At 70.4% G+C, this 21354-nt stretch carries 19 protein-coding genes; 7 read left to right on the forward strand and 12 right to left on the reverse strand.

The window, feature by feature from the left end; genetic code table 11:
* Positions 1-24 precede the first annotated feature (24 nt).
* From ACFU7D_RS18260 to ACFU7D_RS18270, 3 genes are read right to left on the reverse strand one after another with little or no spacing between them, the layout of a single operon-like run.
* A complete protein-coding gene (locus ACFU7D_RS18260) occupies positions 25-1140 on the reverse strand; it encodes a hypothetical protein (protein WP_378732031.1) in 1116 nt (371 codons plus the stop codon).
* A gap of 19 nt (positions 1141-1159) precedes the next feature.
* Positions 1160-2650 (reverse strand): Mur ligase family protein, encoded by a 1491-nt coding sequence (locus ACFU7D_RS18265; protein ID WP_378869630.1) that lies wholly within the window; start codon positions 2648-2650, stop codon positions 1160-1162.
* A gap of 23 nt (positions 2651-2673) precedes the next feature.
* On the reverse strand, positions 2674-3411 hold the full coding sequence (locus tag ACFU7D_RS18270; protein WP_378732027.1) for an alpha/beta fold hydrolase: 738 nt from the start codon (positions 3409-3411) through the stop codon (positions 2674-2676).
* Between the two features lie 88 nt (positions 3412-3499).
* Between ACFU7D_RS18270 and ACFU7D_RS18275 the strand changes: the two genes are divergently transcribed.
* Entirely contained in the window at positions 3500-4567 is a 1068-nt protein-coding gene (locus ACFU7D_RS18275) for a trans-sulfuration enzyme family protein (protein ID WP_378869632.1), read from the forward strand.
* On the opposite strand, the gene ggt is transcribed toward ACFU7D_RS18275, so the two are convergent.
* Positions 4564-6390, reverse strand: coding sequence for a gamma-glutamyltransferase (gene ggt / locus ACFU7D_RS18280; RefSeq protein ID WP_378869635.1), 1827 nt, complete (start codon positions 6388-6390; stop codon positions 4564-4566). The genes ACFU7D_RS18275 and ggt overlap by 4 nt on opposite strands.
* Positions 6391-6565: 175 nt before the next feature.
* Between ggt and ACFU7D_RS18285 the strand changes: the two genes are divergently transcribed.
* On the forward strand, positions 6566-8218 hold the full coding sequence (locus ACFU7D_RS18285; protein ID WP_378869638.1) for a glycosyl hydrolase family 18 protein: 1653 nt from the start codon (positions 6566-6568) through the stop codon (positions 8216-8218).
* A 138-nt stretch (positions 8219-8356) separates the two neighbouring features.
* Here ACFU7D_RS18285 and ACFU7D_RS18290 read toward each other — a convergent pair whose 3' ends face one another.
* Together ACFU7D_RS18290 and ACFU7D_RS18295 are read right to left on the reverse strand one after the other, a co-directional pair.
* A complete protein-coding gene (locus ACFU7D_RS18290; protein ID WP_378869640.1) occupies positions 8357-9373 on the reverse strand; it encodes an NAD(P)H-dependent glycerol-3-phosphate dehydrogenase in 1017 nt (338 codons plus the stop codon).
* Complete coding sequence (locus ACFU7D_RS18295) at positions 9370-10134, reverse strand: lysophospholipid acyltransferase family protein (RefSeq protein WP_378732017.1); 765 nt, start codon at positions 10132-10134, stop codon at positions 9370-9372. The genes ACFU7D_RS18290 and ACFU7D_RS18295 overlap by 4 nt, the downstream gene beginning before the upstream one ends.
* Before the next feature lie 61 nt (positions 10135-10195).
* Here ACFU7D_RS18295 and cofC point away from each other — a divergent pair, with 61 nt between their 5' ends.
* Positions 10196-10837 carry a 2-phospho-L-lactate guanylyltransferase gene (gene cofC, locus ACFU7D_RS18300; RefSeq protein ID WP_378869643.1) on the forward strand — a complete coding sequence of 214 codons (642 nt, stop codon included), beginning with the start codon at positions 10196-10198 and terminating at the stop codon, positions 10835-10837.
* Here the strand turns inward: cofC and ACFU7D_RS18305 are convergent.
* On the reverse strand, positions 10834-11469 hold the full coding sequence (locus ACFU7D_RS18305) for a hypothetical protein (RefSeq protein ID WP_378869646.1): 636 nt from the start codon (positions 11467-11469) through the stop codon (positions 10834-10836). The two genes, cofC and ACFU7D_RS18305, sit on opposite strands and share 4 nt — an antisense overlap.
* Positions 11470-11632: 163 nt before the next feature.
* Here ACFU7D_RS18305 and ACFU7D_RS18310 point away from each other — a divergent pair, with 163 nt between their 5' ends.
* Positions 11633-12910, forward strand: a complete 1278-nt coding sequence (locus ACFU7D_RS18310) for a hypothetical protein (protein WP_378869648.1) — start codon at positions 11633-11635, stop codon at positions 12908-12910.
* Between the two features lie 133 nt (positions 12911-13043).
* Here ACFU7D_RS18310 and leuD read toward each other — a convergent pair whose 3' ends face one another.
* Both leuD and leuC read right to left on the reverse strand, forming a co-directional pair.
* Positions 13044-13649 (reverse strand): 3-isopropylmalate dehydratase small subunit, encoded by a 606-nt coding sequence (leuD, locus tag ACFU7D_RS18315; protein WP_378732009.1) that lies wholly within the window; start codon positions 13647-13649, stop codon positions 13044-13046.
* 5 nt (positions 13650-13654) lie between these two features.
* Complete coding sequence (gene leuC / locus ACFU7D_RS18320) at positions 13655-15067, reverse strand: 3-isopropylmalate dehydratase large subunit (RefSeq protein WP_378869651.1); 1413 nt, start codon at positions 15065-15067, stop codon at positions 13655-13657.
* A 145-nt stretch (positions 15068-15212) separates the two neighbouring features.
* On the opposite strand from leuC, the gene ACFU7D_RS18325 reads away from it, so the two are divergent.
* Positions 15213-15935: an IclR family transcriptional regulator gene (locus tag ACFU7D_RS18325; RefSeq protein ID WP_008358359.1), complete on the forward strand. Its 723-nt coding sequence runs from the start codon at positions 15213-15215 to the stop codon at positions 15933-15935.
* Between the two features lie 101 nt (positions 15936-16036).
* Here the strand turns inward: ACFU7D_RS18325 and ACFU7D_RS18330 are convergent, their stop codons facing one another.
* Genes ACFU7D_RS18330 through ACFU7D_RS18340 form a run of 3 tightly spaced genes read right to left on the reverse strand, consistent with a single transcriptional unit; the run spans position 16037 to position 18461 of the window.
* Positions 16037-16495, reverse strand: coding sequence for a hypothetical protein (locus ACFU7D_RS18330; RefSeq protein ID WP_378869654.1), 459 nt, complete (start codon positions 16493-16495; stop codon positions 16037-16039).
* Positions 16495-16974 carry a methylated-DNA--[protein]-cysteine S-methyltransferase gene (locus ACFU7D_RS18335; RefSeq protein ID WP_378869657.1) on the reverse strand — a complete coding sequence of 160 codons (480 nt, stop codon included), beginning with the start codon at positions 16972-16974 and terminating at the stop codon, positions 16495-16497. Before ACFU7D_RS18335 ends, ACFU7D_RS18330 begins: the two co-directional genes overlap by 1 nt.
* Entirely contained in the window at positions 16974-18461 is a 1488-nt protein-coding gene (locus tag ACFU7D_RS18340; protein ID WP_378869659.1) for a DNA-3-methyladenine glycosylase 2 family protein, read from the reverse strand. Before ACFU7D_RS18340 ends, ACFU7D_RS18335 begins: the two co-directional genes overlap by 1 nt.
* A 174-nt stretch (positions 18462-18635) precedes the next feature.
* Here ACFU7D_RS18340 and ACFU7D_RS18345 point away from each other — a divergent pair, with 174 nt between their 5' ends.
* Positions 18636-19790 (forward strand): LCP family protein, encoded by a 1155-nt coding sequence (locus ACFU7D_RS18345; RefSeq protein ID WP_378869661.1) that lies wholly within the window; start codon positions 18636-18638, stop codon positions 19788-19790.
* Positions 19791-19807: 17 nt separating this feature from the next.
* A partial coding sequence (gene hutH / locus ACFU7D_RS18350) for a histidine ammonia-lyase (protein WP_378869664.1) occupies positions 19808-21354 on the forward strand: 1547 nt, incomplete at its 3' end.

Below are 21354 nucleotides of genomic sequence, written 5' to 3' on the forward strand. Positions count from 1 at the left end.
ACGTCAGGATGAGCCGACTCGGCCTCAGCTGAGGCCGGTGAGCTTGCCGGCGATGCCGCCGGCGGCCTTGAGGGCGACGCCCTCCTCGAAGTTCCGGGTGACCTGGGGGACGTGCTTCTCGGCCTCGGCGATGGCGCTGGTGAGCACCTCGGAGGCCGGGGTGTCGGGCCACAGGTAGAGCGAGAGGGCGCCGGGGATGGAGTTGACCTCGTTGATGAAGACCTCGCCCTTGCCGTCGGAGAGGAAGTCGATGCGGAGGATGCCGGTCAGGCCGGTGAGCTCCACGACGCGTACGGCGAGGTCCTTGATCTGCTTGGTGATCGACTCCTCGACCTGGGCCGGGAACTCGCGCGGGGACGAGGAGAGGCCGTCGGTGTGGACGTACTTGGCGGAGTAGTCGTACATCTTCGCCTCGTCCGAGCGCAGCGGGCGCTCGACGTCGCTCACGGCGATCTCGGGCGCGGTGCGAACCGAGGCGTTGAGGTCGAAGAGGTCAGGACGGTACGGCTCGACGACCGCGCCGGCACGCAGGTGCGGCGAGGTGTTGAGGAGCGCGAGGCCGGTCTCGTAGTCGTCGACGACCTCGATGCCGATCGAGGAGCCACCGAAGCGCGGCTTGACGATGTAGGGGCCCTCAAAGGACGGGGCGGCGTAGCGCGAGAGCAGCTCGCGCTGCAGCGACGGCAGGCCGGCGTTGAGCATGACTGCGCCGAAGGCGAGCTTGTCCATGCCGAGCGCGGCGGAGGCCGGGGTCGCGCCGGTGGCCTTGAGGCCGGCCAGCTCGAAGAGCCACTGGATGCCGCCGGCCTCGCCCGCGCCGCCGTGGAAGGCGGAGAGGATCGGGCCGGTCTCCAGGCGCTTGCCGCCACCGAAGCCACCGGTGGTGTAGAACCCGTCGCCCTTCTCGGCACCGAGGCGGAACTCGACGGCCTTGGAGCCCTTCGGCTCGCCGCCGAGGAAGTCGCGCGCCTCCTGCTTGGCGGGCACCAGGAACCACTTGTCGGAGCGCGCCCAGTAGAGGCACGTCACCTCGACGCCGGCACCGGAGAGGACCCGCTCTGCCTGGAGGCCGGTGAGGATGCTGATGTCGTGCTCGGCGCTGGGACCGCCGAAGACGATGGTGGCCTTGGTTACGCTCATGGTGAAAGCTCCTGGGGTCCTACGCGTAGTGATCGGGGAGGTCGTTCTCGTACAGCACCACGTCGCCCTCCTTGGCCGCGGTCAGCGCGTGATCCGCTGCCGCCTTGCGGCTCTCGAAGGTGGTGGTTCGCGACGCGTCCCCCGCACGCAGCGCTTTTCTGTTGGTGCGACCGACGATGCACAGCCGCATCTTGTCGGAGGCCGTGGCAGCCTGCGCGAACTCGATGTTGCGCGCGGCCTGCTCGGTGCCCAGCTCGACCATACCGGGCGTGATGGTCCACACCGTGCCCGACTCCCCTGCCAGCCGCTTGGCCTTGGCGAGCGCGGCGGCGGCGCCGGTCGGGTTGGAGTTGAAGGTGTCGTCGACGACCCACACGCCGCCGGGGGTCTTGTTGGCCTCGGCGCGGTGGGGCGTGCCGGGGATCGACGCCAGCCGCTGGGTGATCGTCTCGATCGGGACCTCGACGGCGAGGGCGAGGCCGACGGCGATCGCGACGTTGATCGGGTGGCCGACCTCGTCGGGCAGGCTCACTGCGTACGTCTGGTTGTTGATGGTCAGCTGGCCGTCGGCGACCACGACCTCGGCGGCGGTGCCGGGGATCGCGGAGCAGGCGATGACGCGCTTGCTGGCGCGGAGGTTCTCGGCGATGAGGGCGAGCTCGGGTACGTCGATGTTGAGCACCACGATCGAGGCCTTCGGAAGGATCTCCGACTTGGCCTTCACGATCGTCTCGCGCGACTTCATCCGCTCCAGGTGAGCCTCGCCGATCGTGGTGATGGCGGCGACCTCGGGCGGGAAGATCTCGGTCAGCTCGGCGATCTCGCCGGGGCCGTAGGTGCCCATCTCGGCCACGAAGATGTCGGTGCCGGCCTGGAGGCGGTCGTTGACCGCGCGGGAGAGGCCCATCGCGTTGTTGAAGCTCGCCGGCGAGGCCAGCGTCGACCAGCGGCCCTGCATGAGGTGGGTGGCGTAGTTCTTCGTCGAGGTCTTGCCGTAGGAGCCGGTGATCGCGACGATCCTCGGGTTGACCTTCTTGATCGTGGCGGCGGCCTGGACCTGCCACTTCTTCGCCATCGACTTCTCGATCGGCCACATGATCGCCAGCGCCGCCTCGGCCAGCGGGACCGCGAGGATCGGGAGGAGGCCGGCGGCGGCCGGGACGACCAGCGCGATCACGACGGTGACGATCGCGTGCAGCACGAAGAGCACGCCGGCCAGGCGCTTGACGCGGTCGGTCCACACCAGCCGCTTGGCGCCGCTGAAGCTCATCCCGACCGGCCAGCCGATGAACAGCAGCGCGCCCACGAGCGCCCCGTAGGGCAGCACGAACGAGGCCAGACAGACCACGACGACCGCGCCGAGCAGGATCGCCTCGACCGGACGGGCCTTGATCCAGATCCACTCGATCGCGAACAGCCGCGTCGGCTCGTAGTGCTCACGCTGAGCGACCCGCAGCCAGCGGTAGTAGGAGACCAGGGTCAGCGCGGAGGTGACCAGGACGATCCACATGCTTCTTCTTCAGCCCCTCAGATTCAGTTCGTACGAAGTTCGTCGATGGCGCCTCGGAGGCTCTTGACCAGCCCGGCATCGAGCAGGTGCGCCGAGCCGGACACGATCTCCAGGGTCGCGTTGTCGCCCAGGATCTCCATGGCCTCACCGGGCATCCAGACCGGTGCGGCGGTGTCGTTCTCACCCCAGATCAGGCGGACCGGAAGGTCCTTCGGGATGGCCGCCAGCTGGTCGCCGTAGGACTCGTTGACGACCTTCACGAAGATGTCGCGGATGATGCCCTTGGCGTTGCGGTAGTCGGTCGACCCGTACTTCTCCCGCAGCGCCTCCATCCTGGCCTCGGGGATCAGCCCCTTGGAGTGGAGCCAGCGACCGACCCGGTAGGCGAGCTTGGGCTTGCCGCCGGTCTTCGGACGGAACAGCGGTACGCCGGTGAGGATCACGCCCCGGACGAGCTCCGGGCGCGTCGCGGCGAGCTGGACTGCCACCCGGCCGCCGAAGCTGTGGCCGACGAGCACCGGTCGGTCGAGACCCTCGAGGATCTGGGCCAGCCATGCGGCGTAGTTCTCGGATCCCCAGACCTCGTCAGGCGCCGGCGTGGCGCCGAACCCGGGCTGGTCGAGCGCGAGCGCGTCCAGGCCCTCGAGCGTCGAGCCCCAGTCGCTCCGGTTGCGCGCCCAGCCGTGCAGGGCCACGACGGTGGCAGCATCCTTGCCGTGCTTCTCACCGAAGGCACGTCCATCCAGCAGGGTCGTCAACACGGCCGCAACCTTATCCGGGACCACGCTCTGACCCGTAACCGCGCGGCGCGTGAGGCTCAGTTGTCGGGGGCGCAATAGGGTCGAACACATGGATCACAAGCCCGCCACGATCGCCGTCCACGCCGGGCGGCCGGCCCACGAGCCCGATCAGCCGCTCAACGTACCGATCACCATGGCCTCGACCTATGTGGCGGGCGGCGACAAGGAGTACGGGCGCTACACCAACGACGCGTGGGTGGCGTTCGAGGGGGCGCTCGGGAAGCTGGAGGGCGGGCGGGCGCTGTCGTTCGCGTCCGGGCTCGCGGCGATCGCGACGCTGCTCGATCTGGTCAACGACTCCGTGGTCGTGGCCACCGAGCAGAGCTATCTGGGGACCATCGGTCAGCTGGCCGACCTCGAGGGGCGCGGCCGGCTGACCGCACGCCTCGCGGACTTCTCCGACACCGCCGCGGTCGTGAAGCTGCTCGAGAAGCTCGACGGCGAGGTAGCGCTGGTCTGGGTCGAGACGCCGACCAACCCCGGGATGCAGCTCGCCGACCTGCCGGCCGTCATCGCCGCAGCCCACAAGGCCGGGGCACGGGTCGTGGTCGACAACACCTTCGCCACTCCCCTGCTCCAGCAGCCGCTCGCGCTCGGCGCGGACATCGTCATCCACTCGGCCACCAAGTTCATCGCCGGCCACTCCGACGTCGTCATGGGCGCGGTCGTCGTCTCCGACGACACGCTGTGGGACGTGCTCAAGGCCCGTCGCGACCTGCTCGGCGCGATCCCCGGACCGTTCGAGGCATGGCTGGCGCTTCGCGGCCTTCGTACGCTGCACCTGCGCGTCGAGCGCTCCGCGACCAACGCCGCGGCCCTCGCCGAGCGCCTGGCCGCGCACCCGGCGGTCGCGGAGGTCCGCTACCCCGGGTTCGGCGGCATGCTGGCGGCCGTCCTTCCCACCGCGGAACAGGCCGACCTCCTGACCCACTCCACCTCGCTGTGGGTCCATGCGACCTCCCTCGGCGGCGTCGAGTCCACCTTCGAGCGCCGTCGGCGCTGGAAGACCGAGTCGGCGACGGTGCCCGAGGGGCTCGTGCGGATGTCGGTCGGGATCGAGGACGTCGACGACCTCTGGGACGACCTCGCCCAGGCGCTGGACCGGCTCGAGAGCTAGTTCTCCGGGCTGACCGGGCTCACCACCAGCGCGGACCCGCCACCGCGCCTCCACGGCTCGGCGGTCGAGGTCAGCAGGCCGTCGGGGCCGATCTCGACCGCGGTGGCCGCGCCGAGCTCGGCGGTCGGGGCGAAGCTGTGCCCCAGCGACGTCAGCGGACCTCCGTAGGCCTCGATGAACGCCGGCTCGGCACCCGTGCTCGCCGCGTTGCGCTGCGAGACCCGCGGCGCCGCCATCGCCTCGGGCAGGGTCCGGTCGCGCGCGTACCGCTCGATGAGGATCTGGAGCACCGTGGTGATGATCGTCGAGCCGCCCGGCGACCCGACCGCCAGCACGGGCCGGCCGTCGGAGAGGACGATCGTGGGTGACATCGAGCTGCGCGGGCGCTTGTTGGGCTCGATCCGGTTGGGATCATCGGCCCGGTAGGTCGTCGAGAAGTCGGTCAGCTCGTTGTTGAGGATGAAGCCGCGGCCGGGCACGGTGATCCCCGATCCTCCGGTCTGCTCGATGGTCAGGGTGTATTCGACGACGTTGCCCCAACGGTCGACCACGGTGAGGTTGGTGGTCTCGAGGTTCTCGGTGTCCCTCGTGGTCTCCCCCGCGCCTGCCGCGCCGTCGCAGACCCCGTCGAAGTCGTACGCGTCCCCGGCCGCCACCGGCTTGGGCCGGGCCGCCGCCGGGTCGATCCCGCAGGCCCGCTCGGCGGCGAAGGTGTCGTCGAGGAGTGCCTCGACGGGTACGTCGACGTGGTCGGGGTCGCCGAGGTAGGCGCCCCTGTCGGCGAAGGCGATCGCGCTCGCCTCGAGCAGGTGGTGGTAGGCCTCGGTGTTGCTCATCCCGGCCAGCTCGTAGCGCTCCAGGATGTTGAGCGCCTCGCCCACCGTGGTGCCTCCCGAGGACGGCGGCGCCATCCCGTAGACCTCCAGGTCCTGGTAGGTCGAGCGGGTCGGCTCGCGGTCGGGGGCGGTGTAGGCGGCGAGGTCCTCGGTGGTCACCCAGCCGGCCGGAACCGGCAGGTCGGTGTCGTCGGTCTTCGGCGGCTCGGCGACCGTCTTGGCGATCTGCGCGGCCAGCGGGCCGCGGTAGAAGGCCTTCACGCCCTTGCGGCCGAGCAGATCGTAGGTGGCGGCGAGGTCGGGGTTGCGGAACCGGCTCCCGACCTCGGGCGCCGATCCTCCGGGAAGAAATAGTTCCGCGGTGGAATCGATCGCTGCGAAACGTTCCGCGTTGTCGACGGTCTGCTGGCGGAAGGTCTCGTCGACGACGAAGCCCAGACGGGCCAGCTTGGCGGCCGGCCGGAGCGAATCGGCGAGCGAGCGCGTACCCCACTTTCGAAGCGCCTTGTCCCAGGTCAGCGGGGTGCCGGGCACGCCGACCGAGGCACCGCTGGTGACCATGTCCGGGAAGAACGGGTACTCCTTCCCGGTCTCGGGGTCGATGAACGCGTCGTGCGGCATCGCGGCCGGCGACGTCTCCCGTCCGTCGATCGTCTCGACCTTGCCGGTGCGCGCGGAGTAGTGCACGAAGAAGCCGCCCCCGCCGATCCCGGCCGAGTAGGGCTCGGTGACACCGAGCACCGCGGCCGCCGCGACCGCGGCGTCGGCCGCGTTGCCACCTTTGCGCAGCACCTCGAGCCCGACCCGGCTCGCGTCGGCGTCGACGCTCGCCACCGCGCCGCCGTACCCGACCGCGGTGGGCACCTTCGGTGGCGGCGCCAGCCTGTCTTCCGGGGCGGCGGCCGCCCCGGCGTACGGGACCAGGGTGGCCAGCGCGAGCGCGCCTCCGGTCAGTGTGGCGACAACTGCAGAGCGGCGTCCGAGCATGGCGATCTCCCAGAGATTGACGGCTCGTCGAACGTACTACTTCGCCGCCGACCTCGAATTACGTTCTGAAATTCCTTAATTAGTAAGGGTTGCTTACAAACAAACTGACTGCCACCATCGAATGGCGATTCGGGCGCCTGGTGCCCGAGCCAGCCATCACCTCGGAGGTGTCACCATGCATGTCGCCTTGCCCCCTCGAAGATCACGCCGGATCCTCGGCGCGCTCATCGGCGCACTCGCCGGAGCGCTCGCCCTCACCGGCACACTCGCCCTCACCAGCACTCCGTCCAGCGCATCGCTGAAGACGGCCGCCGCGGAGCCGACCGCGATCAACGGCTACCGCAACGTCGGCTACTTCGTGCAGTGGGGCGTCTACGGCCGTGCGTTCAAGCTCAAGCAGCTGGAGACGTCCGGGGTCGCGAACGACCTCACCCATCTCAACTACGCCTTCGGCAACATCCACCACCAGACGCTGACCTGCTTCGAGGCCAACAAGGCCCAGGGCGAGGGACCCAACGGCTCCGACGGCGCCGGTGACGCCTACGCCGACTACGGGATGTCGTACGCAGCCGACGCCTCCGTCTCCGGCACCGCCGACACCTGGGACCAGCCCCTGGCCGGCTCCTTCAACCAGCTCAAGCAGCTCAAGGCGAAGCACCCCGACCTGAAGGTCCTGCTCTCGCTGGGCGGCTGGACCTGGTCCAAGAACTTCTCCCTCGCTGCGGCAACCCCGGAGTCGCGACGCAAGTTCGTCTCCTCCTGCATCGACCTCTACATCAAGGGCAACCTGCCGGTCATCGACGGCCGCGGTGGCACCGGAGCGGCCGCCGGCGTCTTCGACGGCTTCGACATCGACTGGGAGTGGCCGGGCTCGCCCAACGGCAACACCGGCAACCATGTCGACCCGGTCAACGACCGCGCCAACTTCAAGGCGCTCCTGGCCGAGTTCCGCTCCCAGCTGGACGCCGTCGGCTCGACCACTGGCAAGGACTATCAGCTCTCGGCGTTCCTCCCGGCCAACCCGCAAGACATCGAGGCCGGCGGCTGGAACGACCCGGCGATCTTCGACTCCCTCGACTTCGGCAACATCCAGGGCTATGACCTGTGGGGTGCCTGGGACCCGACGCTGACCGGACACCAGGGCAACCTCTACCCCGATCCCGCCGACCCCCGCCCCGACGGCAAGCGGTTCAGCGTGGACGAGTCGGTCAGCGAGTACCTCGACGCCGGCGTCTCACCGGCCCAGCTCGGCCTGGGCATGGCGGCGTACGGCCGCGGTTGGCAGGGGGCCAGCTCGGCCGACGCGTGGGGTCCGGCGACCGCCGCGGCACCAGGGACGTACGAGGCGGGCAACGAGGACTACGACAAGCTCAAGTCCCGCGGCACCGACCACTACGACGCCGCGGTCGGCGCCGCGTGGCGCTACGACGGCAACCAGTGGTGGAGCTACGACAACACTCGGACGATCGCCCAGAAGGCTTCCTACGCCATCTCCAAGGGCCTCGGCGGAGGCATGTGGTGGGAGCTGTCCGGTGACCGCCAGGGCGAGCTGATCGGCACCTTCGCCGACGCCATGCGCAACGGCACCGGCGGCCCGGTCGAGGAACCGGACCCGACCGACCCGCCGACCGAGGAGCCCACGGACCCGCCCACCGATCCCCCGACGGACCCGCCGACCGGGGCCGCCGCGTGGTCGGCGACGACGGTGTACGTCGCCGGTGACCGCGCCACCTACGGCGGTCACCTCTGGGAGGCCAAGTGGTGGACCCAGGGCAACACCCCCGGCACCGAGGAGTGGGGCCCCTGGAAGGACCTCGGCACCGCCTAGAAGACCGTCGGTCGAGCCGCCGGAGCCGCTAGGCGAAGGCGTGTCGAGACCAACACAGCTCGTACGCGACTGTGTTGGTCTCGACACCGCTCGCTACGCTCGCGGGTCTGAACGAAGTGGCCCCGACCAGCGGAGGGTCTACTCGGTCTCCGCCTTCGTCGGCCGCTCGAGCATCTCGTCCATGATCTCGCTGACGGTCTTGGCGCCGGAGACGACGTCGTCGACGTACTGCGCCAGCGGCACGTCGACACCGACCTTCGCGGCCAGCTCGCGCAGCGAGTGTGACGACTTGGCGCCCTCGGCGACCTGGTGGCTGGAGGCGAGGATGTCGGCGGTGGTCATGCCCTTGCCGAGCTTCTCCCCGAACGTACGGTTGCGGGAGAGCGGCGAGGAGCAGGTCGCGGCCAGGTCACCGAGGCCCGCCAGACCCATGAGGGTCATCGGGTTGGCGCCGAGCCGCATCGCCAGCCGCGCGGTCTCGGCCAGGCCACGGGTGATCAGTGACGCCTGGGTGTTGTCGCCGAACCCCATCCCGGCGGCCATGCCGGTGGAGATCGCGACCACGTTCTTGTAGGCCCCGCCGATCTCGCAGCCGACCACGTCGGTCGAGGTGTAGGGACGGAACGCGGGCGAGTGCACGCGCGCCTGGATCGTCTTGGCGACCTCCTCGTCGGCGCATGCCACCACACCGGCGGCGGGCTCGCGACGGATGATCTCCTTGGACAGGTTGGGTCCGCTGACAACCGCGATCCGCTCCGATCCCGCACCCGTGACGTGGGCGATCACCTCGCTCATCCGCTCGAGGGTGCCGAGCTCGACACCCTTCATCAGCGAGACCAGCGGTACGTCCTGGGGCAGGAACGGCGCCCAGTCGGTGAGGTTGGCGCGCAGCGTCTGCGACGGCGCCGCGAGGACGACCAGATCGGCGCCGTGTGCGGCCTTCTCGATGTCGTGGGTGGCGCTGATGTTGCGCGGCAGCTCGGTGCCCGGGTGGTAGTCGGGGTTCTCATGGGTGTCGTTGATCGCCGCGGCGACCTCCTCACGTCGCGCCCACATGGTCACGTCGTTACCCGCGTCGGCGAGGATGACCGAGAACGCGGTGCCCCACGAGCCCGCTCCGAAAACCGCTACCTTGCCACCCTGGCGCTCGCTCAATTGTCGTCCTTCTTCTTCGTCTTGCGGGGGTCGCCGGTCGCATTCACGCCGGCCTTTTTCGGGTCGAAGAGCTCGCTGGGCGGCTCCTCCTCCCGGATGTCGGCCACCAGGCCGACGATCGCCTTCATGATCCGGTCGGTCGCCTCGTTGACGACCTTCGGCGTGTGTTCCTGGACCTCGAGATCCTTCAGCTCCACCGGGTCGCCGATCTTCATCTGGATCATCTTGCGACCGATCAGGTGCGGCCTGAGAGAGTACGCCGGGAGCAGCTCCTGGGCTCCCCACTGTCCGACCGGGTAGACCGGGGCACCGGTCGCGAGCGCGATCCGCGCCGCACCGGACTTGCCGCGCATCGGCCAGCCGGTCGGGTCCTTGGTGATGGACCCCTCGACGTAGACGACCACGATGCTGCCCTCGTTGACGGCCTTCACGGCCGCGTCGAACGCAGACGCGCCGGCCGTCCTGTCCACGGGGATCTGTCGGGCGGCCCGCAGGAACTTGCCCAGCGGACCCTTGAACAACGCGGCCTTGGCCAGATAGCTCGGCCTACGTCCGTAGTCCCACACGATGTGCGCGGCGGTGAACGGGTCGATCTCGGAGACGTGGTTGAGCGCGAACACCGCTCCCCCGCTCTCCGGGATCTTCTCGCCGCCGACCCACTGGTGCTTGGTGGTGGCGAGAAGGACAGGCTTCACGATGCCAACAGCCACGATCCACGGCCAGCCGAGCTTGCCCTCCTGGAACTTCCGGTACTTTCCCACGCAGGGCAGGCTACCGGGCCGTCTCCGCGTGGTTGTGAGATACCTGTCAGGATCTACCTCGATGCCTGTACCTGCACCCGGTTACGTCGTACTGCTGCCCGTCAAGCCCCCGGCGCGCGGCAAGTCCCGGCTGGTCGGAATCGAGTCGCACGAACGGGCCGATCTCGCCCGCTCGTTCGCCCTCGACACCGCCGAGGCGTGTCTGGCCGCCTCCGGCGTCAGCGCGGTGCTGGTGATCACCGACGACTCCTACTTCGCCGCCGACGTCGCCCGTCTCGGCGCTGCCGTCATCCCCGACGGGGTCAGCGGGGATCTCAACGAGACCCTCGTGCAAGGAGCGCTCGAAGCCCGGCGACGCTGGCCGGGGCTCCGCCCCGCCGCCCTGTGCGGGGACCTGCCCGCTCTCCGCTCCGCCGACCTCGACGCGGCGCTGAGCGCCGCGGACGGTATCGGGGCTGCGTACGTCGAGGACGCGGCCGGCGGGGGCACCACGCTCTACACCGCGTCCCACGATCGGTTCCGGCCCTCGTTCGGGCCCGGGTCCGCCGCCGCCCATCGCGACGGCGGCGCCCATCCGCTGGAGGGCGACCTCCACTCGCTGCGCCACGACGTCGACACTCTCGAGGACCTCGAGACCGTACGCAGCCTGGGGCTCGGGCCGCGTACGACTCTCGCGTCGGTGCGCGTCGGGAGTCCCGGCTAGGAGTCGGCGGACGGCGTCTCGGACGGCGTGGCCGGGCTCGTCGCTGTCCCGCTCGCGGGAGCCTTCTTCACCGCCGGAGCCTTCTTGGCCGTCGTCTTCTTCGCCGCGGTCTTCTTCGCGGTCGTCTTCTTGGCAGCGGTCTTCTTCGCGGTCGTCTTCTTCGCGGCGGTCGTCGCCGGGATGGCCGCGGCGGCGGTCTCCGGGGTGGCCGCGCCTGCGGCGGGCTTCGTCGCCGCCGGAGCCTTCTTCGCCGGAGCCTTCTTCGCCGTCGTCTTCTTGACCGTGGTCTTCTTCGCCGCAGTGGTCTTCTTCGCCGCCGGAGCCTTCTTCGCCGCGGTCGTCTTCGTCGCGGTGCTCTTGTTGGCCGTGGTCTTCTTGGCGGCGGTCTTCTTCGCCGGCACGGGCTTCTCGTCCGGCGTCGTCTCGACCGGAGTCGCCTCGACCGTGTCGCCGGTCGGCTCGGGCTTCACGACCGGCTCGGGGGCCGGCTTGACGGGCCGCTCCACGACCGGCTCGGCGGCCTTGGCCGGCGCCTTGCGCCCTGGCCGCGGAACCTTGACCTTCGGAACGGCGGGGACCTTGAGCTTGCCGGACACCACGTCAGCGACCAGCTTCCCGGCCGTCTCCCGCACCGTGCCGACTAGTCTTCCGGCCTGTTTGCCTGCATCAGCTACTCGTTTTCTCACCACGCGATCGACCTTAGGCCATCTCCGGGACTTCCGAACATACCAACGGCATGTGAAAACGGACTGTTCACCTGATCTCTCCTGATTCCGGCGCCTCGACGTGGTTACCGTGGAGAGACTCGGGGAACGTCCGCAGCATTGCTTCGACATCGCAGCCAACGGGTGCCAGGACGAGGAAGGTACGACCATCACCGACGTGCACATCGACGAGGAGCAGCCCGCCGTGGCGCTCGAGGAGCCGCAGACCACGGTGAGACGCAGCCGCGCCGGGATCGTGTTCTCGGCCTGCATCGTCCTCGCCCTGATCGCCTCCGTGGCCTGGCTGGCCGTCCACACGACCCGGCTCGCCGAGGGGCGCACCGGCGCCAACGTACCTACGCCCGCTCCGCCCGCCCCGACGGTCCGCAACAGCGAGCCGGCGATCCCGGCGACGTACGCGGACCTGCCCGTCGGCCCCGCGACGACCCTGCCCTTCGTCGACCAGGCCGGCCGGCTCCAGCTCGGCGCGAAGCCGCAGAAGGTCTTCGGCTCCCGGATGAGCGTGGCCGCGTGGACGGTGCTGATGTACGAGCGCGCAGACAAGCCCGGCCCGGTGTGGATCGCTCGGCGCGGGTCGACCATCCAGGTCCCCGGCCTGTGGACCCAGCCGGTCCTGAGCAAGGACGGCAACCAGCTCTTCGCGCTCCAGCAGACCGGCGACGCCACCTCCGCGCTCGTCGCCGTGGACACCACGACGGGCGAGGAGACCGACCGGCTCACGCTCGAGGGCGCTCCTGCCGCCACCGCGGTGCTGGGCACCGACCGCACCCGCGCCTACTTCCGCACCGGCATCGTGCCTGCCCCGCCTGCGGCGCCCGGCAACTACGGCGAGCTCACCGTCTCCCGGCCGCCGGTGACCGCCTGGGATCCGGGCGAGGCCACCCAACGGATCTCGCTGCCGCTCGGCTACCAGCAGCTGATCCCCCTCCGCCGCGGCGTACTCCTCCACAACCCCGGCGAGTGGGAGGCCCGCTTCGCCGCCATCGAGGCCGACGGCAGCCTCACCCAGCCCGGCGTCCACGCACCGCTGCCCGGATCGGTCGCCGACTCCCCCGACGGCTCGATCGTCGCCATCGCCCGCAACCCCAGCGATCCCGGGATGATCAGCTACGGCGCCGAGCGCGGCATCGCGGTCAACATGAGCACCTCCGAGCACATCGACCTGCGCGTACCCGACTCCGTCGAGAAGGTCCACGTCGCCGGCTTCGAGTCCGACCGCAGCGTCGTCCTCTACACCGCCACCACCACCGACTCCTGGTACCTGCGCTGCTGGGTCGACACCGGCTCCTGCGACCGCGTCACCGGCTCCTCCCGAGCCGCCGACGGCCGCCAGATCCGCCTCCCCTGACCCGCCGAGGCGTCACCAGCGTCGGCCGAAAACGCACTTGTGGGCGCCGAGAGTGAACTCTCGTCGCCCACAAGTGACGTCTCGGCCGACCTACCTGACGTCTCGGCCGACGTACCTGACGCCTCGGGTGTGCTCAGGCGTGCAGGGTGACCGGCTTGAAGGAAGGCCGGGTGCTCTCGTACGCGGCGATGTCGTCATCGTGGGAGAGCGTGATGCCGATGTCGTCGAGGCCCTCGAGGAGGCGCCAGCGGGTGTAGTCGTCGATGTCGAAGGAGTCCTCGATGGCGTCGACGCCCTCGCCGGCCCGGACGGTGCGCGACTCGAGGTCCACCGTGATCTGGGCACCGGGGTTGTCGTCGAGGTAGTCCCACAGCTTCTGGACGACCTTCTCGTCGACCTTCGCGGCGAGCAGGCCGGCCTTGCCGGAGTTGCCGCGGAAGATGTCGCCGAAGCGGCTCGAGATGACGACGCGGAAGCCGTAGTCCATCAGCGCCCAGACGGCGTGCTCACGCGAGCTCCCCGTCCCGAAGTCGGGGCCGGCCACGAGCACGGAGGCCCCGGCGTACGCCTCGTTGTTGAGCACGAAGGTCGGGTCGTTGCGCCAGGCCGCGAAGAGGCCGTCCTCGAAGCCGGTGCGGGTGACCCGCTTGAGGTAGACCGCGGGGATGATCTGGTCGGTGTCGACGTTGCTGCGGCGCAGGGGTACGCCGGCGCCGGTGTGGGTCGTGAACTTGTCCATTGAGATCAGGCCTCCACGAGAGTCAGGTCGGCGGGCGAGGAGAGGGTGCCGCGTACGGCGGTGGCGGCGGCCACCTCCGGCGAGACCAGGTGGGTGCGACCGCCCTTGCCCTGGCGACCCTCGAAGTTGCGGTTGGAGGTGGAGGCCGAGCGCTCGCCGGGGGCGAGGGTGTCGGGGTTCATGCCCAGGCACATCGAGCAGCCCGCGCCGCGCCACTCGGCGCCGGCGTCGAGGAAGATCTTGTGCAGGCCCTCCTCCTCGGCCTGGAGACGCACCTTGGCCGAGCCGGGGACGACCAGGAAGCGGGTGCCCTCGGCGACGTGGTGGCCCTGGATGATGTCGGCGGCCGTACGCAGGTCCTCCATGCGTCCGTTGGTGCAGGAGCCGAGGAAGACGGTGTCGATGTGCACCTCGCGCATCGGGGTGCCGGCCTCGAGACCCATGTAGGTCAGGGCCTTCTCCGCCGCGATCTTGGCGTCGGCGTCCTCGAAGTCGTCGGGGCTCGGGACGGCGGCGCCCAGCGGGACCCCCTGGCCCGGGTTGGTGCCCCAGGTGACGAACGGGGTGACCTCGGCGGCGTCGAGGACGATCTCCTTGTCGAAGACCGCGTCCTCGTCGGTGACCAGGGACGTCCAGTGCGCGACGGCCTGGTCCCAGTCGGCGCCCTTGGGGGCCTCGGGCTTGTCCTTGATGTAGGCGAAGGTGGTCTCGTCGGGGGCGATCATGCCCGCCTTGGCGCCCCACTCGATCGACATGTTGCAGATCGTCATCCGGGCCTCCATGGAGAGCTCCCGGATGGCCTCGCCGCGATACTCGACGATGTAGCCCTGGCCACCGCCGGTGCCGGTCTTGGAGATCAGGGTGAGGATCAGGTCCTTGGCGCTGACGCCCTCAGGCAGGGTGCCGTTGACGGTGACAGCCATGGTCTTGGGCTTGTCCTGCATCAGCGTCTGGGTCGCCAGCACGTGCTCGACCTCGGAGGTGCCGATGCCGAACGCGATCGCGCCGAACGCGCCGTGCGTGGAGGTGTGCGAGTCACCGCAGACGATGGTCATGCCCGGCTGGGTGAGCCCCAGCTGCGGGCCGACGACGTGCACGATCCCCTGCTCGGCGTCGCCGAGCGGGTGAAGACGTACGCCGAACTCCTCGGCGTTCTTGCGCAGCGTCTCGACCTGGGTGCGGCTGACCGGGTCAGCGATCGGCTTGTCCCAGTCGAGGGTCGGGACGTTGTGGTCCTCGGTGGCGATGGTGAGGTCGGGGCGGCGCACCCTACGGTTGGAGAGGCGCAGGCCCTCGAAGGCCTGCGGACTCGTCACCTCGTGGATGAGGTGAAGGTCGATGTAGAGGAGATCGGGCTCTCCCGCGGTCGACCGGACGACATGCTCGTCCCACACCTTCTCCGACAAGGTCCTGCCCATGACACTTCTCCATCTGGCATCTTTGGTCTGTAGTGGCCGGTGGCGGGTTATGCGCGCTGAGGTCGCAATGTCAGATCCGCCACTTCCATTCTGCTTCTCCGAGCCTAACGTTGCATCTCAGGTTCTGAGAAGTTAGTCTTGCGATATGGACAGTTCCAGCGGTGTGGGCGTGCTCGACAAGGCCGCCCTTGTGCTCACAGCTCTCGAATCCGGCCCGGCGACCCTGGCTGGCCTGGTGGCCGGGACGGGTCTCGCCCGTCCGACCGCGCACCGTCTGGCGGTCGCGCTCGAGCACCACCGTCTGGTCGCCCGCGACATGCAGGGCCGTTTCGTCCTCGGTCCGCGCCTGGCCGAGCTCTCCGCCGCTGCCGGCGAGGACCGGCTGCTGGCCACCGCCGGGCCCGTCCTGGCGCGTCTGCGCGACATCACCGGTGAGTCGGCGCAGCTGTGGCGTCGCCAGGGCGACTTCCGTGTCTGCGTCGCCGCCGCCGAGCGCCCCTCCGGCCTCCGCGACACCATCCCCGTCGGCTCGCAGCTGACGATGCGCGCCGGGTCGGCTGCCCAAATACTGATCGCATGGGAGGACCCCGAGCGCCTCCACCGTGGCCTGCAGAACGCCGCCTTCTCCGCCGCCGCCCTCTCCGGCATCCGCCGCCGCGGCTGGGCGCAGTCGATCGGCGAGCGCGAGGCCGGTGTCGCCTCGGTGTCGGCCCCCGTCCGCTCCCCCGGCGGCAAGGTCATCGCCGCCGTCTCCGTCTCCGGCCCCCTCGAGCGCCTCACCCGCCAGCCCGGCAAGATGCACGCTCCCGCCGTCCTCGCCGCCGCCGACCGACTCTCGGAGTCGCTGCGGCGGGCGGCTGCCGAGTAGCGGCGCGCCGGATGCTCACCGAGGTAACTCGGTGAGCGCGCACTTCCTTCGCGGAACTCCACGAGGGAAGCGTCACCCGGCCGAGGTACCTCGGTGAGCATTCAGTCGCAGATCTCCCGAACCGCCTCACGCACGGCCCTGAAGTCCTCGGCCCGCGTCTGATCCTCGGACAACCCGACGATCACCGCCACCTGGTAGTCCTCGAAGAGCCGGGGCCGGGCATCCTCGAGGTCGCCGGCCACCAGCACGACGACCCCGGCCGCGGTGCTCTCGGCGAACCGCACCGACCAGGTCGGCTGCTGGAGCCCGCCGACACGTTCGATCGTGTCCTTCGCCTCGTCGCTCGACACGTCCTGGTCGCATCTCACCTGGCCGTTGACCAGCAGCTCGTGCTCCCCCATGCCCTGGCCCATGCTCCGGCTCTCACCGGTCGCGGGCTCCACAGGCTCCGCAGGCGAACCCGGCCCCGCAGGTTCCGCGACGCCCTCCCCGCACCCGGCGAGGGCGGCCGCCAGCGCCACGGCCGCCACCGACGTACGCCACATCTGCGGTCTCGGCATCAGAAGAGCGCACCGCTCTCCAGGCCCAGCAGCGTCGTCTTGCGGTCCAGGCCACCGGCGTAGCCGGTCAGGGAGCCGTCCGCACCGACGACACGGTGACAGGGGATGACGATCGGGATCGGGTTCTTGCCGTTGGCGAGCCCGACGGCGCGCGCGCCATGGCCGGTCAGCGAGAGGCGGCCGGCGATCTGGCCGTAGGAGCAGGTCGTGCCGTACTCGATCTGCTGCAGCTGCTCCCAGACCCGCGCCTGGAAGGCGGTGCCGGAGGGCGCCAGCGGGAGATCGAAGGTGGTCCGGTCACCGGCGAAGTACTCGGCGAGCTGCCGGGCACACTCCAGCAGCAGCGGTTCCGAGTCGGACCGCTCCCCGAGCACCCGGCCGTTGGCGTAGTCGGCCGGCATGAAGTCGATCGCGGTGATCGCGCCGTCGTGCGCGACCAGCCGGAGCTCGCCGACGGGCGAGTCGATGATGGTCCACATCAGAGTTCCTCCAAGGCAGTCAGTGAAGTCCACAGGTAGAGCAGGGCGTACGAGCGCCACGGCCGCCACCCGGCGACGTCCGCCGCGGGCGCACCGAGCACTTCCAGCGCTCGTCTGATGCCGACATCGGTCGGCAGGAAGACATCGGGATGGCCGAGCGCGCGCAGCGCGACGTAGTCGGCGGTCCAGGGACCGACGCCCGGCAGGCCGAGCAGCTGCTCGTGCACGACGTCACGGTCGGTGCCACGGTCCAGCTGGAGCTCGCCGGAGGCGAGCGCCGCCGCCAGACCGGTGACCGCACGCCCACGCGAGCGCGGCATCGGCATGCCGGCCGGGTCGGCGGCGGCGAGGGCGTCCGCGGACGGGAACAGATGGGTGAGTCCGTCGATGTCGGTCGCGATCGGTCGGCCGTGCTCGGCGACGATCCCCGCCAGCACGGTGCGCGCCCCGGCGACCGAGACCTGCTGCCCCACGATCGTACGCAGCGCCAGCTCGCCCCCGTCGACGGTGCCCGGCACCCGGAGCCCCGGCAGCGCCAGGGCCAGCGGGCCGATCACCTCGTCCCCGACGAAGACGTCGCCGACCGCGCGCGGGTCGCAGTCGGCGTCGAGCAGCCGGCGGGCGCGCTCGACGGCTGCGGTGGTGTCGCGCAGGTCGGCGAGCTTGAAGGTCGCGTGGACGAAGCCGGTCTCGCCCTCAGGGATGTCGGCGAGCTCGAGACGCAGCGTGCCCGGCCCGTTGGGCAGGTCGAGGGTGCGGGCGAACCATCGCCGCCCGTCGTCGACCCCGGCGACCTCGACCCCTGGCACCAGGTGGTCGCGCAGGAACACATGCAGCGCTCGGCCGGCGAACGGCGTACGGACGGCGAGTCGCAGCGCGATCGTCCCGTCGGCTCGGCGCCGCGAGCCGCGGCGGCCGCGGAGCTCGGTCGGCGAGGCCGCATAGACCTCGCGGACGGTGTCGTTGAACTGACGTACGCTCGAGAAGCCGGCCGCGAAGGCGATGTCCGCGAAGCCGAGCTCGGTGGTCTCCACCAGCGTCCGGGCGGTCTGCGCGCGGCGCGCCCTGGCCAGCGCCAGGGGACCGGCGCCGAGCTCGGTGGTCAGCAGCCGGGTGAGGTGGCGTGGCGAGTAGCCGACCCGACGCGCGAGCCCCTCGACGCCTTCCCTGTCGACGACGCCGTCGGCGATCAGCCGCATCGCGCGCCCGGCCAGGGTCGCGGCCACGTCCCACTCCGGGCTGCCCGGGGTGGCGTCGGGACGGCAGCGCTTGCAGGCCCGGTAGCCGGCGGCCTGAGCAGCCGCGGCGGTCCGGTGGAAGGAGACGTTCACCAGCGCCGGGGTCCGCGCCGGGCACGAGGGCCGGCAGTAGATCCCGGTCGAGGCGACCGCCGTGTAGAAGATGCCGTCGAAGCGCCGGTCGCGCGAACGAACAGCGCGGTAGCACGATTCGAAGTCGAGTCCGTTCACGCTCGTCGTCCCATCCATGTCCACCATGTTGCCGCGTTCGGAACGAAATTACGCGCGGTTTTCGGACAGTGCCTTCCTCATGGTTTCACAATGCCGTTACCTGAAGCAGCAACCTCTCGGCTCACTGGCGCGTACAACCTGTGTGGGCTGCACACGCAGACGGTCTGCTCAGGCGGACGGTGAGGGAGGGTGATGGGGACCGAGACGAGGTCGGGGACACGTACGGTCGTGCTCACCGTCGTGGTCACGATGCTGTTCCTGGCGGTCGGCACCGGGATCGGCACGTGGGCGTTCTACGACCACCTCAACCGCAACCTCGGCTCCGGGGGCGACATCAACCACCTCCTCGACGAGCCGCAGGACGAGGACGAGGGTCCCAAGCAGCCGCTCAACATCTTGATCCTCGGTACCGACGCACGTGACTGCGACGGGTGCTCGATCGACGGAGAGGGTGGCTCCGGTGGGTCCGACAGCACGATCCTGCTGCACGTCTCCGCCGACCGGACCTCGGCCTACGGGGTCTCGATCCCCCGCGACGCGCTCGTCGACCGGCCGGAGTGCACCGCCGCGGACGGCACCACGATCCCCGAGGCGAGCGGCGTGATGTGGAACGAGGCGTACTCCCTGGGCGGCCCGATCTGCACCGCTCGCCAGACCGAGCTGCTCACCGGGATCCCGATCGACCACTACCTCGCGCTCGACTTCGCCGGCTTCCGCGGCATGGTCGACGCCGTCGGCGGCGTCACGATCTGCATCCCGGAGGCGATCGACGACGAGGAGCACAACATCTTCCTGCCTGCCGGCACCCACAACCTGCGCGGCAAGCAAGCCCTCGACTACGTACGCAACCGCTCCTCCACCCCCAACGCCGACCTCGGCCGGATGCGGCGTCAGCAGTACTTCCTCACCGCCCTGGCCACCAAGGTCCTCTCCGCAGGCACACTGACCCGCCCGCAGCGCCTGGCCACGTTCGCCACCGAGCTGTCCAAGTCGATCACCACGGACATCGGCTCCGTGGCCGGCCTGGTCGATCTGGCCGCCGAGATGCGCGACCTCGATCCCTCGAGCATCGAGTTCGAGACCGTGCCCAACCGGGCCTACCCCACCGGCGACCCCAACTGGGGCCGTCTCGAGATCCTGCCGGAGGCCGACGAGCTGTGGCAGCGGATGCTCGACGACCGTCCGCTGCACGAGGCCACGGCCTCGGCCGCCCCTTCGCCGACGGCCCCCGCCACACCGGGAGATCCCGAGGTCAGCGCCTCACCGGAAGAGGTGCCGGCCGACTCCGTGAGCCCCGAGGACCAGGAGAAGGACGCCGCCGACAACGGCCTGTGCGCACCCGCGTGAATGTGATGTGATCCACTCTGGTCATGACCAACACCACGGTTCCCGTCGGGGTCGGCGCGCTCACCTTCGATCAGGTGGTCGCCGTCGCCCGTCACAACACCCCCATCACCCTGACCGACGAGTCGCTGACCGCGATGGCCACGAGCCGCGAGCTCATCGAGTCCCTGGCTCATGACACCCGTCCCCACTACGGCATCTCGACCGGTTTCGGCGCTCTGGCCAACACCTCGATCCCGCCCGAGCACCGCGCGCAGCTGCAGGCCTCTCTGGTCCGTTCGCACGCGGCCTCCTCGGGCGCGGAGATCGAGAAGGAGGTCGTACGCGGCCTCATGCTGCTGCGCCTCTCGACCCTCGCCACGGGGCGGACGGGCGTGCGCCCCGAGGTCGCCCAGACGTACGCAGCGCTCCTGAACGCCCAGATCACCCCGGTGATCGGTGAGTACGGCTCGCTCGGCTGCTCCGGCGACCTGGCCCCGCTGGCCCACTGCGCGCTCGCGGCGATGGGTGAGGGCGAGGTACGCGACGCCGACGGCGACCTCGTTCCCGCGGCCGACGCGCTGGCGGCCGCCGGGATCGACCCGGTGCGGCTGCGCGAGAAGGAGGGGCTGGCGCTGATCAACGGCACCGACGGGATGCTGGCGATGCTGATCCTGGCGCTGGCCGACCTCGACGACCTGGTGGCCACCGCCGATATCGCCGGAGCGCTCAGCATCGAGGGGCTCCAGGGCACCGACAGCGTGTTCGCCTCCGATCTGCAGGAGCTGCGTCCGCACCCCGGCCAGGCGACCTCGGCCGCCAACATCCGCGCCGTCCTCACGGGCAGCGGCATCGTCGCCGACCACCGCGGCACCGGGTTCACCCGGGTGCAGGACGCCTACTCGCTGCGCTGCGCGCCCCAGGTCCACGGCGCGGTGCGCGACACCATGGCCCACGCGGCGCGGGTGGCCGAGGTCGAGCTCGCCAGCGCGGTCGACAACCCGGTGGTCACCCTCGACGGCCGGGTCGAGTCCAACGGCAACTTCCACGGCGCACCGGTCGGCTACGTACTCGACTTCCTGGCCATCGCCACCGCGGACCTCGCCTCCATCTCGGAGCGCCGCACCGACCGCTTCCTCGACAAGTCGCGCAACCACGGGCTGCCGCCGTTCCTCGCCCACGACCCTGGGGTCGACTCCGGGCACATGATCGCGCAGTACACGCAGGCCGGGATCGTCTCCGACCTCAAGCGGCTCGCCGTCCCGGCGAGCGTCGACTCCATCCCCACCTCCGCGATGCAGGAGGACCACGTCTCGATGGGCTGGAACGCCGCCCGCAAGCTGCGCCGCGCGATCTCCGGGGCTCGGCAGGTCATCGCCATCGAGATCCTCACCGCCGCCCGCGCGATCGACATGCGCGCGCCCGAGCGTCCCGGCGCCGTCGGCGCCGCGCTGGTCGCGCAGGTCCGCGAGCTGGTCCCGCCGCCGGGTCCGGACCGGTTCCTGGCACCCGACATCAGGGCGGTCGTGGGCCTCGTCGCCACCGGCGCGCTCCTGGACAAGGCGCGCACCCTCGCCGACATCCGCTG

It is taken from the genome of Nocardioides sp. NPDC057577 (assembly GCF_042801335.1).
Lineage (GTDB): Bacteria > Actinomycetota > Actinomycetes > Propionibacteriales > Nocardioidaceae > Nocardioides.

Coding starts and splice junctions, on each gene's coding strand:
- ACFU7D_RS18260 (WP_378732031.1), bottom strand. CDS start 1,140: ATGAGCGTAACCAAGGCCACCATCGTCTTCGGCGGTCCCAGCGCCGAG.
- ACFU7D_RS18265 (WP_378869630.1), bottom strand. CDS start 2,650: ATGTGGATCGTCCTGGTCACCTCCGCGCTGACCCTGGTCTCCTACTAC.
- ACFU7D_RS18275 (WP_378869632.1), top strand. CDS start 3,500: ATGGATCACAAGCCCGCCACGATCGCCGTCCACGCCGGGCGGCCGGCC.
- ggt (WP_378869635.1), bottom strand. CDS start 6,390: ATGCTCGGACGCCGCTCTGCAGTTGTCGCCACACTGACCGGAGGCGCG.
- ACFU7D_RS18285 (WP_378869638.1), top strand. CDS start 6,566: ATGCATGTCGCCTTGCCCCCTCGAAGATCACGCCGGATCCTCGGCGCG.
- cofC (WP_378869643.1), top strand. CDS start 10,196: ATGCCTGTACCTGCACCCGGTTACGTCGTACTGCTGCCCGTCAAGCCC.
- leuD (WP_378732009.1), bottom strand. CDS start 13,649: ATGGACAAGTTCACGACCCACACCGGCGCCGGCGTACCCCTGCGCCGC.
- leuC (WP_378869651.1), bottom strand. CDS start 15,067: ATGGGCAGGACCTTGTCGGAGAAGGTGTGGGACGAGCATGTCGTCCGG.
- ACFU7D_RS18325 (WP_008358359.1), top strand. CDS start 15,213: ATGGACAGTTCCAGCGGTGTGGGCGTGCTCGACAAGGCCGCCCTTGTG.
- ACFU7D_RS18330 (WP_378869654.1), bottom strand. CDS start 16,495: ATGCCGAGACCGCAGATGTGGCGTACGTCGGTGGCGGCCGTGGCGCTG.
- ACFU7D_RS18335 (WP_378869657.1), bottom strand. CDS start 16,974: ATGTGGACCATCATCGACTCGCCCGTCGGCGAGCTCCGGCTGGTCGCG.
- ACFU7D_RS18340 (WP_378869659.1), bottom strand. CDS start 18,461: ATGGATGGGACGACGAGCGTGAACGGACTCGACTTCGAATCGTGCTAC.
- ACFU7D_RS18345 (WP_378869661.1), top strand. CDS start 18,636: ATGGGGACCGAGACGAGGTCGGGGACACGTACGGTCGTGCTCACCGTC.